Here is a 13,838-nt window from a genome sequence, read left to right as displayed (position 1 = left end):
TTAAGAAACGCTTTGGTAACACGGAGGAGAGACGGACGTAGGCCACCCGTGGGGGCAGGGACCGTCAGGAGGCTCGGGGGCCGGGCGAAGATCTTCGAGTTCTCAATTACCATGTGCCGTGACATGGGGAGGTGGGCCATCGTGAGGCCCGAGCGCAGGACGGTCCGCGACGTGCGCAAGGGCAACCGGGCCATGCTGCTGCGGACCCTCTACTTCAGCGGTCCCGTGACCCGCAACGAGCTGACCAGGCTCACCGGCCTCAGCGCCGCCACGGTCAGCAGCATGACGGGCGACCTCCTCGCCGAGAACATCGTCGTCGAGGCCGGCCAGGCCGAGTCCGACGGCGGCCGCCCCCGCGCCATCCTCCGCGTCAACCCCGTGTACGGCCACGTGGTCGGCGTCGACGTCGCCGAGACCCACGTGCGTGTCGAGCTGTTCGACCTCGAGATGAACGAGCGGGCCAGGGTCGAGTACGCCCTGCGGCCCGGCGGCCACCAGATCGAGCTCGTGGTGCGCCACATCCTCGCCGGGGTCGAGGTCGTCCTCGACGACGCGGGCGTCCCGGCCGATCAGGCCCTCGGCGTGGGGGTGGGCGTCCCCGGCATCGTCGAGGACGGTCCCGACGCCCTCATCCACACCAGGACCTTCGGCTGGGACGGCGTACCCATGGGAGCGCTCCTACGGGCCGGCACCGCGCTCCCGCTGTTCGTCGAGAACGGTGCCAAGGCGCTGGGACGCGCCGAGCTGTGGCCCGCCCTTCGCCGCGGCGGCGACCCGGGCCGCGACGGCGCGGGACGCGGCATCGGCGGCACCGGCGGCACCGACGGCATCGGCGGTACCGCGCCCGGTTCCGGCGACAGGGGAGGTTCGGGCGGCCTGGCGGGACCGGGTGGTCCGGGGCGCGGACCGGGTGGTCCGGGGCGCGAGAGCGACGGCGCGGGACGCGGGTCCGGTGACGCGGTGATCGTGCTGATCGGCTCCGGCGTCGGGGCCGCCATCGTCTCCGACAGCGTGACCTTCCGCGGCGTGAGCAGCAGCGCGGGGGAGTGGGGCCACACCAAGATAGTGGTGAACGGCCGGACCTGCCGGTGCGGCGGGCGCGGCTGCCTGGAGGCCTACATCGGGGCCGAGGGCATTCTCGACCGCGCCGGGGTGCCCACCCGGACGACCGACTGGCAGGCCGAGCTGGCCGCCCTGGTGGAGTCGAGGTCGCCGGTGATCACCCAGACCGTCACCTACCTGGGCGTCGGCCTGTCCAACCTGGTCAACCTCATCAACCCAGAGCGGATCGTCATCGGCGGCTGGCTCGGGCTCCTGCTCGGCAGGCACCTGCTCGACGACATCCGCGCCGCCTCGGCGGAGAACTCCCTGCCCCGGCCGTACGCGGCGACCTCCATCGTCCTGGGCCGTCTCGGCCCCGACGCCGTGGCCCACGGGGCCGCCACCCTCGTCCTGGACGAGTTCCTGAACGCCCACCCCTCCGCGCGGATCCCCGCGTCCCGCTGACCCGGTTCCGGCTGATCCGGAGGAGTCATCCGGCTGGAAGGGGGCCCGCCGCCCTGGACGGCTTCGCGGGCCGGGCTCGCGAAGCCGTTTCGCCCTGACCGGGAAAGGCGGGGGTGACACGGGGAGGGTGCCTGTTAGATCCTATTTGCCCAGGTGAGAGCCTTAAAGTATGAGATATTCAGACAGGGGTGGTGGGCTGTCCGCGCAGGAGCGGGCCAGGCGAGAGAGGCTGCGGTTCCGGGCCGCGGACATGTTCGCGGGGGAGATCGCGCCGGCGCGGGTGGCCCGGCTGCTGGGAATCACCCGGAAGTCCGCCTACGAGTGGTACGCGCTCTGGCGGCGGGGCGGCAGGGCGGCACTGGCCTCCAAGGGCACCGGCAGTGGCCGCAAGCTCACCGACGAGCAACTGGCACGGCTGGAGGAGGCCCTGGAGGCGGGCGCCGCCGCCCACGGCTGGGCCGACAGCCGCTGGACCACCGAGCGTGTCGCCGCGCTGATCGCGGAGAGGTTCCAGGTCTCCTACACCGCGCGCGGAGTGGCCTATCTACTGGACCGGCTGGGGTGGACCGGCCGTTTCCAGCTGCCGGTACGCCGGGCGGGGCGGCGGGCGGGGTGACCGGAGGGACGGTGGACGGGGTGGCCGGAGGGGCGGCGGGCGGGGCGCGGATGCCCGGTGTGGTCGGGTTCGTGATCTCCACTCCGGTGTAACCTCCGCCTTTCCTTCCCGGCGACAATCCCGGACCAAGGCTTTGTCCTTTCTGGGGCGAAAGTCCTTATGCCTGTGAACTAGCGTCTTACGTGACGTCGATTCAGCATATTTCCTGGAAATCTGTTCGGCGCCCTGTAAGTCCTGGCGGCACGCCGGGTTCAACCATCAGACACGGAGTGATTTTTCATGTTCAAGCATGCTCTCGCCGCCGGAACCTTGGTGGCATCCACCCTGATCGTCGGCATGACGATGGCGGCCCAGCCCGCCGGCGCAAGCGCGGCGCCCCAGCAGGTCGCCTCCCTGTCGGCACTCCCGGCGACCGCGGGCGGCAGCAGCTTCGACCCCTTCAACCCCTTCGGCTTCTACCCCCGGTATTCGCCATTCGGTGTCTACAACACATATGTTCCTTTCGGCTTCCGGCCTTACTACCGTCCTTTTGTCTTCCACACCCACTGGTAAGCCCGAAAACGGTAGAGCACGGTAATGGCCGAGCATGACGGCGCCGGGCGTGGCCGACCACGCCCGGCGCCGTTCGCCGTCACGGTGACGGTGGCGTCACCGCCGCCCGTCGCGGTCCGGCCGCACGATCCGGCCGGGCCGATCGTCGCCGTCCGTACGCCGTCCGGCCGAACGGTTTGAAGACCGAGAGCACCACGTTGAGCACGTAGAGGGTCAGGGCGACGCTCGGCGCGATGACCAGGACGCGGTCCACGCCGCCGAGATCCAGGGAGAGCAGCTCCCCGGGGAGTGCCTTCGACACCGCGGCGGCGGCCGTCTCGATGTGGGAGCGCAACGCGAGCACGGACGCGGTGGCCGCGACCAGCGTGGTCACCAGCTTGATCAGCACCCAGTGGTACCTGACGAATCCCCACGGCGTGCCCAGGCAGAGCAGTACGCCGGTCAGCAACGCGCCGAGGCTCACCGGGACGATCAGCACGTCAGCGAAGACGTCCATGGCCAGGTAGGAGGCCCGCAGCACCTCCGGATCCCCGGCCGTCAGCGCGGCGACCCCGAGGCTGAGCAGGCCCAGGTCGAGCCCGAGCCAGCCGACCGAGATCACCACGTGCAGGGTCAGGACGGTCTTGCGGACCGGAGGCGGCATGACCGGCACGGGGCGGCGGGCGGTACGCCGCGCGGTGCGGTCGTCGGAGGGGACGGTCGGGGGCATGGGCGCCTTCCGGGCACGTGCCGCGCCGCGTACCGGCCCCTGCCTCGCGGGCCGTCAGGGGGCCCCGGGCGTGGGGAGGACCGGCGAAACGGCCCGGCGGGAGCGGGACGGGATCGTCATGGTGTCCACTCCACTCTGGCCGGGAACGTCCACCGGGCCGTCCTCCACCGGTTGGCCTCTCACGTACGTCCTCCGTCGTACGGGACGTCATCCGTGAGGCGGCCCGTCTCCGTCCCGCCCCGCGCGCAGGACGGAAGGTGTCCGGGCCGGGGACGCGCGGCGGGCGCGTCCCGGGTGCCGCTCGCGGCGGCTCAGCCCGCTTCCGTCGTCGTGCCCGGAGCGGTGCGTGACTGCCGGCGCATCGCCAGGACGATGTCCGCGATCGCGATCAAGGCCAGCACGGCCATCGCGACGGTGAGCCAGGTGATCCCGGCCACGACGCCGAGCACTCCGAGGCCGATCACCGCTATCAGGGCGAACGAGCCCAGGCGAATGTGAACGACGTCGCGCGGGGTGGCCGCGACCATGGGCTTCCCGCTCGCCGAAGTCTCCTCCGGCATCTGTCCTTCGGCCGTCATGTTTTCCCTCCTTGGTTGAGACGCACCCTTTACCCGGATGTCCCGCTGTCATGTGTCCAGCTCACGTCCGTCGTGACTGTTCGAGGGCTTCCACCAGTCCTTCGGGGTCGGAGACCGTCAGGGTTGCGCCCGGATGGGTCAGGAAACCGCCGGGTGCCAGAGCGGGCACCGGAATGTGGAACCGGACGCACACGCCCCGCCTGGCGTTGGTGCCGAACGTCACCCCGCGGTCGGCCAGCGACAGGCGCGGCCCGATGGCCTTCCACGGCGCGTACGGACCCGTCACGGTGGTGCCCGCGACGTTGGAAAGGGGCGTGCGCAGCGACCAGAAGCCGAAGCGGACCGAGAACTCGCCCTCGCGGACCTCGGCGAAGGCCCTGCCGGGCCCCACCCCGAACAGCAGCAGCGGTATCCGCCACGCCGGGTCGAAGCCGAACGCGAAACGCGTCATTTCATCAGGACTCCCACGGGGCGGCCTCGCCCATCTTGACGTAGTACTTGGCCAGGTGGGCCTTGATCCGGCCGAGGTCCTCCTCAGGCACCTTGACCCCGCCCCGGGCCCCCTGCAGGATCCCACCCGCGGCCCGTACGGCATGGGGCACCACCTTGAGCCTGCCGCCGATCACGTCGGCGATGGGGAGCTTGTAGCTTCCGAAATTCTCCGGTTCGTCGCCGTCGTACCAGAGATGGGCCTCCCGGTAGCGGTCGTTGGGTTCCTCCGTGGCACCTGACCACGAGCGGACGCGCTTCTCTGCCGCTTCGCCGTCCCAGGTCCTGTCGTGGTCGGCCAGTGGCAGATCCTGAAATCGGGTGACCGTCATGAGCTCGCTCCCTTCGTCGAGGGTTTTCCTACCCGGGTGACCGGACCCATGCCTGCCGCCGACATATTTGGACTTTCCCAGGGGAGGGGATCGGCATGACCGAGACTCCTGAGGTGAGCGAAGACACGGCCGGGCGTGACACCCCCGGGCAGGACCCACCGCCCGCGGGCCCGCGAGGGGCCGACGGCGAGACCCGGGTCGTGGCGGAGCGGTCGGGGTCGGACACGACCTTCCCCGAGCGGCCGCTGCTGGCGGACCCCGACGACGCGCGCCGCACCCCGGAAGAGGAAAGCCCCGAGGGTGCGAGCCAGGCCGAGGCCGCAGCCGACGACAAGGCCGACGACAAGGCCGGCGACGGGGCCGAATCCGAGGTCGGTGCCGAGGAAGGCGATGGCGGTGATGGCGGTGATGGCGGGGCAGAGGATAGCGAGGGGGACAGGAAGGGCGCGCCCGGCAACGGGACGCCGGAACCGGAGGTCGGTCCGGCCTCCTGACCCCGGCCTCCTGACCCCGGCCTCCCGGGAGTCATCCGGCCTCCCGGGAGTGACCCGGCCTCCTGAGAGTCGCCCTATCCGAAGCCTCCCGGCCCGAAGCCTCCCGGTCCGGCGGCCTTCGGGGAGTCACTCCCCGAACGCGGCGGCGGGGGCCCCGGAGAACCGGGACCCCCGCCACACGGTCGAGGTTCAGCTCTTGAAAGCGTCCTTGACCTTCTTCGCGCCGTCCTTCACCTTTTCCCCGGCCTGCTTGAGGTGGCTGTCGGCCTGGTCGGTCCTGCCTTCGGCCTCGAGTCGCTCGTCGCCGGTGGCGCGTCCCGCGCCCTCCTTGACCTTGCCCCCGAGCTCTTCGGCCTTGTTGGCAATCTTGTCGTCGGCACCCATGGTGCAATTCCTCCCGTTTGTGGAATTTTGTCCATGCAGTGGTTCCCCTCTCCTGCAGAGGAGGGGGTAAACATGCCCGCCCCGGAGGCCAGGCCGATCCGGCGCCGGCCGGCCGATGAGGACGCCCGGAGGACGGGTGCGCGGGTCATGCCCACTCCCGGGGCCGCCGGTCGGCCGGTACCGGCCGGGTCGCCTCCGCCGCCGGACGTCGCCCGTACGGCGGGACCGCACCCCTCGCCGGAGGCGGGGCGCGCCCCGGCCGCGAAACGCCGTGCCGTGACCGCGAAACGGCCGTGCCAGGCTTCGGAACGGCGCCGTGTCCGGTTCCGGAGCGGCCGGGTGCGGTTCCGGAACGGCCGGGTCCGGCGGGAAAACGGAATGACGGACGCTGCGCTTTCAGCGGAAAGCGCTGACAGCGAACGAACGGAAAACGCGGTCCCCGGCGGGACTATGGTCGCGAGTATTCGTTATTGAAAATCCCGGGTTCGGAGTAGGTGGAAGACATGAGCGGTCCCCAGATCGTCCCCGAAGACCAGCTGTATCAGCGGCTGCTGCGCAAGCGGATCGTCGTGCTCGGCGGCGAGGTGAACGACGAGGTCGCCAACCGGATCTGCGGGGAGCTGCTCCTGCTCTCCGCCGACGACGACCGGCGCGACATCTGGCTCTACATCAACTCACCCGGGGGCTCGGTGTCGGCCGGAATGGCCATCTACGACGTGATGCAGTACATCCCCAACGACGTCGCCACCGTGGCCATGGGCATCGCGGGGTCCATGGGGCAGTTCCTGCTCTGCTCTGGCGCCCCGGGCAAGCGCTACATCCTGCCGCACGCCAGAGTGATCATGCATCAGCCCTCGGGTGGCCTCGGGGGCACGGCCGCCGACATCGCCATCCAGGCCGAGCAGATGCTCTACACCAAGCAGACGATGCGTGAGCGTATCGCCTTCCATACCGGCCAGCCGCTGGAGCGGATCGAGGACGACTGGGACCGCGACCGCTGGTTCACCGCCACCGAGGCCAGAGACTACGGTTTCGTCGACCAGGTCATCCGGAACACCAGCGAGGTGATGTCCGAGGGCTGATGTTTCGTTCCCGAGGCGACTTTCTCTCGGGATGATCGCAACCTGGGAATAATTTCGCTTCCGGGGTGGTTCCGCGCGGAATGGCATGGCGCCATTTCCCCGTTGAGGCAGGAAATGGCGCCGTGGCGATAAGACATCGCCCCGCCGGCCGTTGAACGGCTGCCGTCCGATCGCTTGAACGGCAGTCTCCGGGCCGCCCTCCGGTCGCCCGCCGCCTCCTGAGCGCTTCCCGGCCACCTCTGGCCGCCCCCCGCCGCACGTGGCCGCTCCGCATGCGGCCGCTTCGGCAGTGTGGTTCCGGCAGAGTGGCTCCGCCCGTGGCGGCGCCGTCAGTGGCGCCGTCAGTGGTGGCAGAGCAGGCAGCGCACGGCGTGTTCGAGAGACTCCGCGTCGGTGATGGGCGAGGGCCAGGGAAGCCGGATCAGCGTCGGGTCGTCCACGCCGCAGCGGACCGTCGCCCCGAAGCGGTCGAGTTCCCAGAGCCAGGTCTCCGGCACCGGTGCGGCGAGCAGCGAGCCCAGTGCGGTCTCCAGCTGCCCGCGGTGGGCGTCGTTGACGTGGCGGAGCATGCGCTCGGCCTCACCCATCAGCGGATCGGGGGCGGCGCCGAGATACTCCTCGGCGTCCAGCACACCCGACTCGGGCCCGGTGAGATAGATCACCCTGCCGATGTCGACGCGGAGCAGCCGGGGGCCGTCCGTCCCCTCCAGCACCTCGAACAGAGCCTCGTCGGGGCAGCGCTCGGCGATCGCCACCGCCGTCTCCCTCACCTCGGCCTCGGGCACGGCCTGCACCCAGCCCTGCACCTTGAGCAGGCCGCGTGACAGCTCGTGCTCTCCCAGCGAGCGGTTCGACGTCAGATCCACGGTCACCACGGGCTCGTCCCGCGTGTCATGGAGCGGGTCGCCCGGCAGGACGAGAAGCACGGGCCGGCCGGCGCCGTCCACGCCGCCCCTGGCGGGCCTCGCGGGGCCGGTGGCTCCGGAGACGGACACGTGGGTGGGAGCGGCCGTGGCGGCGAGGGTGCGGACCCGCTCGGGGATCGGCGGAGCGGTGACGGGCTGCATGGACCGGCTCTCCTTGAAGGTCGGGAGATACAGCTGTTGCTGTGTAAGATTAGCCTTGCCTAACTAAGGTAGACCTAACCACAAAGGAGTGAGCATGCGCTACACCGGACCGAAGGTGCGGCTGTCCCGGAGGGCCGGCGTGCCGCTGACCCGCAAGGCCGTCCGCTACTTCGAGGAGCGCCCCTACCCGCCGGGTGAGCACGGTCGCAAGACCAACCGGCGGCAGACCGGTGACTACGGGCTGCGGTTGATGGAGAAGCAGAAGCTCCGCTGGTACTACGACGTCTCCGAGCGGCAGATGCGCCGCTACTGGGACCTGGCGTTGCGCGGCACCGGACGTGCGGGCGCGGAGCTGGTGGTGCTGCTGGAGACGCGCCTCGCCTCCCTGGTCCTGCGCTCCGGCCTCGCTCCGTCCATTTACGCGGCCCGCCAGTACGTCGCCCACGGCCACATCACCGTGGACGGCCGCAAGGTCGACATCCCCAGCTACCTGGTCAAGCCGGGCCAGGTCATCGCGGTGCGCGAGAAGTCACGCCGGATGCAGCCCTTCGTCGCCGCGTCCGAGGGCGTGTACGCGGACGACCGGATCGCCGCCTATCTCGACGTCGATCACGCCGAGCTCACGTTCACCCTGTTCAGCCGCCCGCTACGCGAGCAGATCGTGGTCCCGGTGGACGAGCAGCTCGTGGTGGAGTTCTACTCGCGCTGACCTGACGCCGATCCGCGGCGCCGGCCCGCTGCCCCCCGGGTGGCGGGCTTTCTCGCGCCACCGTTCCTTCGCGCGCCCTTGGGGTCCGAGCCGCCGCCGCTTCCCTCCGGGCGCGCGTCGCCGTTCGACGCGGTGTTCGACGCGGTGTTCGACGCGGTGCTCGCCGCGGTGTCCCTGGCGTCGCCGTCCGCCGCCGTGTCCCCGGAGTCCGGGCCGCCGTTTCCCGCTGAGCGGGCGTCGCCGTTCGCCGCCGTGTTCGCCGCAGTGTTCCCGGGGGGCGGCCCGGGGTCCGGGGCGCCGTTTCCCGCCGCGCGCGGGCGGCCCTTCGCGGCCGGGCCCGGACCGCCGTTCGGCGTCACCGGGACCCGGTCCCGCAGCTCCCGCACCTCGGCCCGGAGCGTGGCCAGCTCGGTGAGCACCGCCCTGCCCAGGTCCTCGGTCGCCTGCATGGACTCCTCGGCGTGCTCCTCCTCCATCGCGCTGACCACCACCGCGATGAACAGGTTCAGCACCACGAAGGTGCACACCAGCATGAACGCCACGAAGAACACCCACGCCGAGGGGTGCTGGGCCATCACCTCGCGGGTGATGTCGGACCAGGCGTCCCCGGTCATCATCTGGAACAGGGTGAACAGCGAGGTGGGCAGGTCGCCGAAGTACTCCGGGGCGGTGACGTGGTAGAGCTTCGTGCCCATCACCGCCGTGACGTAGAGCACCAGTGCCAGCAGCAGCACGATCGAGCTCATCCCCGGCAGCGCGGTGAGCAGCGCGGTCACCACCCGGCGCAGGCTCGGCACCACGGAGATCAGCCGCAGCGCCCGCAGGATCCGCAGCGCCCGCAGCACCGAGAGCCCGCCCGCCGTGGGCAGCAGCGAGATCGTCACGATCGCGGCGTCGAAGAGGTTCCACGGGTTGCGGAAGAACCGCCAGCCGTAGGCGTAGAGCCTGGCGGTCAGTTCGACGACGAAGACGTAGAGCGCCAGGTGGTCGACGATGGTGAGCAGCGTGCCGAACCGCTCGACGGTCGACGCGGAGGTCTCCAGCCCGAGGGTGGCCGCGTTGATCACGATGACGGCGACGATGAACTGCTGGAAACGGTGCGTTTCGAGCAGGCGGCGGAGACGCTCGCGCGGTGGCACGGGGGCTCCCGGGGGTCGGAGAGGCCAAGGACAAGCCAAGATCATAACGGACTGGTGAAGTTCCGGATCCACCGTTGATGTCATGAAACATTCCGGTCATTCGATCTTTGCTGTCCGGAAACATGGCACGGCGGCGTCTTCGTCGCCGTGGCCGGGACTCACGCGGCCCCGGCCATGCTCATGCTCATCATCTCCACAGCCAAGGGAGGGGGTGTGGTGAGTTCACCGGACAGAGCGGAAGGCGGCCTCCCAGGCGAACCCGTCCGGGTCGGTGAAGGTGCCGGCGTCGGTGTCGATGATGAGCCGGTGTGAGCCGGTTCCCTCGATGGGAACGCCGGCGTCCTTGGCGGCGGCGCGGCGGCTGTAGAGGGCCAGTCTGACGGGCGCGGTGGCGAACTCGACGTACTTGCGACCGAAGCTCCTGGTCACCGACAGGCCGCGCTCGACGTAGAAGCGCTTGGTCACGGCGACGTCGTCGACGCCCAGCAGGAGCACGACGTCGTCGATGTTCCGGGTGGTCGGTCCGGTGTCCTTCTTCGACGACGACGCGATCTTCCAGAGCGTGCCGTACGGATCACGCAGGACACCGCCATACCCCCAGAAGCTCTTCACAGGTGATTTCAGGGTGGTCGCACCGCCCTGCAGAGCGGTGCCGAAGAGGCTGTCCACCGCGCTCGGCTGGGACACCACCAGCGACATGAGGTAACCGCGGAAGCCGGTCGTGGGCGTCTGCGAAGCGCGGGTGAGTACATGGGCCCCCACGCCGAAAGCGGTGGCGTAGAAGTCATCGGCGGCCGTGGGGTCGGGGACTTCGAACGTGACGGAGTGAATGGAGGTCATTGCGGTTTCCTTCTTGTCAGTCCTGGATGAGGCCGAGGACGTTGCCATCGGGGTCGGTGAAAGTGGCCACCAGGCGGCCGCCGCCGACGTCGTGCGCCGCCTCCCGCACCGTGGCCCCTGCGGCGGTCACCTCGGCGAGCTTCGCCTCGATGTCCGGCACGTGCCAGTAGGCCACCGGGGCGGTCATGCCCTGCGGTCCACCGCCCGGCACCAGCCCGATGTGCTGATCGTCGGCCTCGAAGCCGACGTAGTAAGGAGTGTCGTTCTCCGGTTGGAGGCCGAGCAGGGCTGCGTAGACCTTTTTGGCCTTGGCCAGGTCGGACACGGGGTGCAGCACGGTCTTGATCATGATTTCTCCCGTAGGCGCGATCTGTTGTGCTCCTAGCTTTCATTCCGGCCCGGTCGGTGAGCATCCGTGGCGACCACGGAACCGACCACGGAACCGACCACGGATCGCCGGCCCGGATAGAGCACGGAGCGGGTGCGACAGAATGCGACCATGGCGACAGAAGGTGATATCTCTCCGAGGGAGACCGAGGTGCTGGAGCTCCTCGGATCTCACTTCAGCAACGCTGAGATCGCAGCGCGGCTGTTCATCTCGGTACGCACCGTCGAAAGCCACGTTTCCTCACTGCTGCGCAAGCTGGACGTGCCGGATCGGCGAGGTCTCGCCCGGCGCGCGACCGTCGATCGGCCTCATCGGGAACCGGTCCCCCCGCCGGCCCCGCTGACCTCGTTCATCGGCCGGGCCAGGGAGCGGGCGGAGCTGTCCGAGATGATCATGGCGCACCGCCAGGTGACCGCGACCGGTCCTGGCGGCGTGGGCAAGACCCGGCTCGCGGTGGCGGTGGCGGCGGAGGTGGCCGGCCAGTACGCCGACGGGGTGTGGTTCGTCGACCTGATCCCGGTCACCGATCCCGGCATGATCGCGGCCGCTGTCGCGGGTGCGCTGGGACTCGGCGAGCAACCCGGCCGCGACTTGACCGAGTCGGTGGTCACCGCGCTGGCCGACCGTCAGGCGTTGCTGGTGTTCGACAACTGCGAGCACGTTGCGGACGGGGCGGCGCTGTTTCTCGAGCGGCTGCTCGCGGCCTGCCCTCGAGTGACCGTGCTGGCGACCAGTCAGGCCCGGCTGATGGTGCCGTTCGAGCGGGTGTATCAGGTCCCGCCGTTGTCGCTGGCCGGTGAGTCGGACGCGGTCGCGTTGTTCATGGAGCGGGCGCAGGCAGCCGGCTGGCCGCTGGATCCGCCACAGCACGACCAGATCGCCGCGATCTGTGCGCGGCTGGACGGCATGGCGCTGGCGATCGAGCTGGCCGCGGCCCGCTACCCGACGCTCGGGCTGGACGGCATCACCGCCGCTGTGTCCCACCCGCTCCGGATGCTCACCGGCGGCTCCCGTGCCGATCAGCGGCACCGCTCGGTTCGGGCCGTGCTGGACTGGAGTCACGCCCTGCTGGAGCCGGCCGACCAGGAGCTCCTGCACCGAGTGTCGGTCTTCGTGGCGCCGTTCACCGCATCGGCGGCGGCCGAGGTCGCCGGATCCGCGACAGGGGTGGTCACCGACGGACTGGCCCGGCTCGCCGAGCAGAGCCTGCTGGGGGTGACGGCATCCTCGAAGGGCACCCGCTACCGGGCATTGGAGACCATCCGCCAGTACGGGACGGAACGGCTCAGCCAGGCCGGTGAGCTGGCCGGTGCCCGGGCCCGGCACCTGCGCTGGTGCCTCACCCAGGCCGTCGACCTGGTGGTGGCCGGGCAGGACTGGCGGGCCCGGTTCGACGCGGCCGCCGATGACCTCCGCGCAGCGCTGAGGTGGGCGGCGAGCGAGCCGGAGCAGAGCGCGGACGCCTACCGCCTGGCCCGGCACCTGGCTGAGCTGACGTTCACCCGCCATCTGATCGGGGAATCGCAGCAGCGATACGAGCAGGCTTCCGCGCTCGCCGACGACCCCGCCGCCACCGCATCCATGCTCCGGCAGGCCGCGGAGGTGGCCGGCTGTCGTACGCGCGGCGATGACATGTACCGCCTCTACCGCGCCGCCGCGGATGCCGCCCGCCGTGCCGGGGACACCGCCGGCGCCGCCGTGGACCTGGCCACCGCCGCAACCGCCGCGTACCGGTTCTCGAGCACGTTCGTGCAGGTCCCGTCCGAGAAGGAGGCGGTCGCCCTGGTCCGCGAAGCGCGGGAGCTGGCCGGTGACGACCCGGCCGCCGAGGCGGCCGTGGCGCTGGCGGAGGCCGGGGTGCTCAGCGACGCGTTCGGCGCGGTTCAGGGCCCGGCCGACAACGCCGTGCCGGAGACGCTCGCGCGCGCCGAACGTGCGGTCGAGCTGGCTCGCCGTATCGGCAACCCGCTCGCGGAGTCCGCGGCGCTCGACGCGCTCACCGCGGCACACGCCTGGGCCGGTGACACGTTCGCCTGCGCGGCCACAGCCGGGCGCAGGATCACGCTGCTCTCCTCCATGCCGGACGAGCCGGAGACGCCGGGCGGTGTCCACGAACTGATCGACGGGCTCGGCATGGCCGTTCAGACCAGCCTCGGCGCGGGGAACCTGGCGGACGCCCTCCGGAGGGGGCGGCAGCTGGCCGACCATCCGGCACTGGCCGAGGTGGGCCATCGGGCCACGAGCTGGCTGCTGGTCGCCGACGCGCTGGCGGGCAACGTCCACGAACTGCTCTCCGGCAGCACGCGCTTCCTCGATGCGTGGCGGCGTGCCGGCAGCCCGGCCAAGGCGGCCCTCGGCCCGGCGGCCGCCGCGGTGGCGATGATCCACAACTTCCGAGGCGCCCATGACGACGAGCGCGAATGGCAGGTGGTTCTGGACCGGCTCGGCGACTCATCCGAGCGCACGTACGGCTACGGGGCGCTTTTCGACGCGATGCGGATGCTCCATCACGGGCACGCCGGGGAGGCCATGGAGCGGATGGCGCCCGAACCCGGCGAGGTGTGGAAGTGGGTGACCTGGATCTGGCTTCACTGGTACGTGGCGATACGCGCCGAGGCCACCGTTCTCGCCGGGAGCCCCGACGCGCGCGACCGCCTGGCCGACGCCCGTACAGTCACCGCCGGCAACCCGGTCGCCGGCGCCGTCGTGGAGCGGGCGGAATCCTTCCTCGACCAGGACCACGAGCGCCTGCTCGCCACCGCGGACGTATTCGAGGCCGCCGGTTGCCGCTACCAGGTAGCGCGGACGATGGTGCTGGCCGGTGGCGAGCATGCCACCCGTGGTGCCGCCGTCCTGGCTGATCTCGGGCTCGCCCCCATGACCGTTACCTGAGTACGCACATCGAAGACCGCTCTGATCGTCTCAAGCTCGTCGATCGTTACCTCGAACAAAG

Annotated in this window: 15 protein-coding genes and 1 pseudogene; 7 read left to right on the top strand and 9 right to left on the bottom strand. The window is 70.6% G+C overall.

Annotated elements, in window-relative coordinates:
- The first annotated feature begins 123 nt into the window (after nt 1-123).
- The 3 genes and pseudogenes from ACTOQ1_RS31600 to ACTOQ1_RS31590 all read left to right on the top strand — a co-directional run bounded on the left by ACTOQ1_RS31600 (nt 124) and on the right by ACTOQ1_RS31590 (nt 2,674).
- Nucleotides 124-1,506 carry an ROK family protein gene (locus ACTOQ1_RS31600; RefSeq protein WP_440071615.1) on the top strand — a complete coding sequence of 461 codons (1,383 nt, stop codon included), beginning with the start codon at nt 124-126 and terminating at the stop codon, nt 1,504-1,506.
- Nucleotides 1,507-1,675: 169 nt separating this feature from the next.
- Nucleotides 1,676-2,113 (top strand): annotated as a pseudogene (locus ACTOQ1_RS31595) (winged helix-turn-helix domain-containing protein); the annotation flags it as partial.
- Nucleotides 2,114-2,401: 288 nt separating this feature from the next.
- Nucleotides 2,402-2,674, top strand: a complete 273-nt coding sequence (locus ACTOQ1_RS31590; RefSeq protein ID WP_362682726.1) for a hypothetical protein — start codon at nt 2,402-2,404, stop codon at nt 2,672-2,674.
- A 79-nt stretch (nt 2,675-2,753) separates the two neighbouring features.
- Here ACTOQ1_RS31590 and ACTOQ1_RS31585 read toward each other — a convergent pair whose 3' ends face one another.
- The 4 genes from ACTOQ1_RS31585 to ACTOQ1_RS31570 form a co-directional block, all read right to left on the bottom strand.
- Nucleotides 2,754-3,383: a hypothetical protein gene (locus tag ACTOQ1_RS31585; protein WP_440071614.1), complete on the bottom strand. Its 630-nt coding sequence runs from the start codon at nt 3,381-3,383 to the stop codon at nt 2,754-2,756.
- A 311-nt stretch (nt 3,384-3,694) separates the two neighbouring features.
- Entirely contained in the window at nt 3,695-3,961 is a 267-nt protein-coding gene (locus ACTOQ1_RS31580; RefSeq protein ID WP_362682720.1) for a hypothetical protein, read from the bottom strand.
- Nucleotides 3,962-4,022: 61 nt separating this feature from the next.
- On the bottom strand, nt 4,023-4,412 hold the full coding sequence (locus ACTOQ1_RS31575; RefSeq protein WP_440071613.1) for a hypothetical protein: 390 nt from the start codon (nt 4,410-4,412) through the stop codon (nt 4,023-4,025).
- A gap of 4 nt (nt 4,413-4,416) precedes the next feature.
- Nucleotides 4,417-4,782 carry a hypothetical protein gene (locus ACTOQ1_RS31570; RefSeq protein WP_440071612.1) on the bottom strand — a complete coding sequence of 122 codons (366 nt, stop codon included), beginning with the start codon at nt 4,780-4,782 and terminating at the stop codon, nt 4,417-4,419.
- A 95-nt stretch (nt 4,783-4,877) separates the two neighbouring features.
- Between ACTOQ1_RS31570 and ACTOQ1_RS31565 the strand changes: the two genes are divergently transcribed.
- The gene (locus tag ACTOQ1_RS31565; RefSeq protein WP_440071611.1) at nt 4,878-5,276 is read left to right on the top strand and encodes a hypothetical protein; all 399 of its coding nucleotides are present in this window, start codon (nt 4,878-4,880) and stop codon (nt 5,274-5,276) included.
- 189 nt (nt 5,277-5,465) lie between these two features.
- Here the strand turns inward: ACTOQ1_RS31565 and ACTOQ1_RS31560 are convergent, their stop codons facing one another.
- Complete coding sequence (locus ACTOQ1_RS31560; protein WP_440071610.1) at nt 5,466-5,660, bottom strand: CsbD family protein; 195 nt, start codon at nt 5,658-5,660, stop codon at nt 5,466-5,468.
- Nucleotides 5,661-6,163: 503 nt separating this feature from the next.
- Between ACTOQ1_RS31560 and ACTOQ1_RS31555 the strand changes: the two genes are divergently transcribed.
- On the top strand, nt 6,164-6,742 hold the full coding sequence (locus tag ACTOQ1_RS31555) for a ClpP family protease (RefSeq protein ID WP_440071609.1): 579 nt from the start codon (nt 6,164-6,166) through the stop codon (nt 6,740-6,742).
- 341 nt (nt 6,743-7,083) lie between these two features.
- Here the strand turns inward: ACTOQ1_RS31555 and ACTOQ1_RS31550 are convergent, their stop codons facing one another.
- A complete protein-coding gene (locus ACTOQ1_RS31550) occupies nt 7,084-7,809 on the bottom strand; it encodes a DUF2470 domain-containing protein (protein ID WP_440071608.1) in 726 nt (241 codons plus the stop codon).
- Nucleotides 7,810-7,903: 94 nt separating this feature from the next.
- Between ACTOQ1_RS31550 and rpsD the strand changes: the two genes are divergently transcribed.
- Complete coding sequence (gene rpsD / locus ACTOQ1_RS31545) at nt 7,904-8,518, top strand: 30S ribosomal protein S4 (protein ID WP_440071607.1); 615 nt, start codon at nt 7,904-7,906, stop codon at nt 8,516-8,518.
- Here rpsD and ACTOQ1_RS31540 read toward each other — a convergent pair.
- From ACTOQ1_RS31540 to ACTOQ1_RS31530, 3 genes are all read right to left on the bottom strand, one after another.
- A complete protein-coding gene (locus ACTOQ1_RS31540; RefSeq protein ID WP_440071606.1) occupies nt 8,506-9,657 on the bottom strand; it encodes an ion transporter in 1,152 nt (383 codons plus the stop codon). The genes rpsD and ACTOQ1_RS31540 overlap by 13 nt on opposite strands.
- A 222-nt stretch (nt 9,658-9,879) precedes the next feature.
- The gene (locus tag ACTOQ1_RS31535; protein ID WP_440071605.1) at nt 9,880-10,497 is read right to left on the bottom strand and encodes a glyoxalase; all 618 of its coding nucleotides are present in this window, start codon (nt 10,495-10,497) and stop codon (nt 9,880-9,882) included.
- Between the two features lie 16 nt (nt 10,498-10,513).
- Nucleotides 10,514-10,846 carry a VOC family protein gene (locus ACTOQ1_RS31530; protein ID WP_440071604.1) on the bottom strand — a complete coding sequence of 111 codons (333 nt, stop codon included), beginning with the start codon at nt 10,844-10,846 and terminating at the stop codon, nt 10,514-10,516.
- 150 nt (nt 10,847-10,996) lie between these two features.
- On the opposite strand from ACTOQ1_RS31530, the gene ACTOQ1_RS31525 reads away from it, so the two are divergent.
- Entirely contained in the window at nt 10,997-13,777 is a 2,781-nt protein-coding gene (locus ACTOQ1_RS31525; RefSeq protein WP_440071603.1) for an ATP-binding protein, read from the top strand.
- Nucleotides 13,778-13,838 lie beyond the last annotated feature (61 nt).

It is taken from the genome of Streptosporangium sp. OZ121 (genome assembly GCF_051918885.1).
Classification (GTDB): domain Bacteria; phylum Actinomycetota; class Actinomycetes; order Streptosporangiales; family Streptosporangiaceae; genus Streptosporangium.
The sequence above is the reverse complement of the archived record's forward strand: the minus strand, read 5'-3'. Positions and strand labels throughout refer to the sequence as shown.

Bases quoted from the DNA above. Each gene is read 5' to 3' on its own strand.
- ACTOQ1_RS31535 (WP_440071605.1), bottom strand. From the start codon at position 10,497: ATGACCTCCATTCACTCCGTCACGTTCGAAGTCCCCGACCCCACGGCC.
- ACTOQ1_RS31550 (WP_440071608.1), bottom strand. From the start codon at position 7,809: ATGCAGCCCGTCACCGCTCCGCCGATCCCCGAGCGGGTCCGCACCCTC.
- ACTOQ1_RS31560 (WP_440071610.1), bottom strand. From the start codon at position 5,660: ATGGGTGCCGACGACAAGATTGCCAACAAGGCCGAAGAGCTCGGGGGC.
- ACTOQ1_RS31580 (WP_362682720.1), bottom strand. From the start codon at position 3,961: ATGACGGCCGAAGGACAGATGCCGGAGGAGACTTCGGCGAGCGGGAAG.
- ACTOQ1_RS31570 (WP_440071612.1), bottom strand. From the start codon at position 4,782: ATGACGGTCACCCGATTTCAGGATCTGCCACTGGCCGACCACGACAGG.
- ACTOQ1_RS31590 (WP_362682726.1), top strand. From the start codon at position 2,402: ATGTTCAAGCATGCTCTCGCCGCCGGAACCTTGGTGGCATCCACCCTG.
- ACTOQ1_RS31575 (WP_440071613.1), bottom strand. From the start codon at position 4,412: ATGACGCGTTTCGCGTTCGGCTTCGACCCGGCGTGGCGGATACCGCTG.
- ACTOQ1_RS31600 (WP_440071615.1), top strand. From the start codon at position 124: ATGGGGAGGTGGGCCATCGTGAGGCCCGAGCGCAGGACGGTCCGCGAC.
- ACTOQ1_RS31585 (WP_440071614.1), bottom strand. From the start codon at position 3,383: ATGCCCCCGACCGTCCCCTCCGACGACCGCACCGCGCGGCGTACCGCC.
- ACTOQ1_RS31555 (WP_440071609.1), top strand. From the start codon at position 6,164: ATGAGCGGTCCCCAGATCGTCCCCGAAGACCAGCTGTATCAGCGGCTG.
- rpsD (WP_440071607.1), top strand. From the start codon at position 7,904: ATGCGCTACACCGGACCGAAGGTGCGGCTGTCCCGGAGGGCCGGCGTG.
- ACTOQ1_RS31525 (WP_440071603.1), top strand. From the start codon at position 10,997: ATGGCGACAGAAGGTGATATCTCTCCGAGGGAGACCGAGGTGCTGGAG.
- ACTOQ1_RS31530 (WP_440071604.1), bottom strand. From the start codon at position 10,846: ATGATCAAGACCGTGCTGCACCCCGTGTCCGACCTGGCCAAGGCCAAA.
- ACTOQ1_RS31565 (WP_440071611.1), top strand. From the start codon at position 4,878: ATGACCGAGACTCCTGAGGTGAGCGAAGACACGGCCGGGCGTGACACC.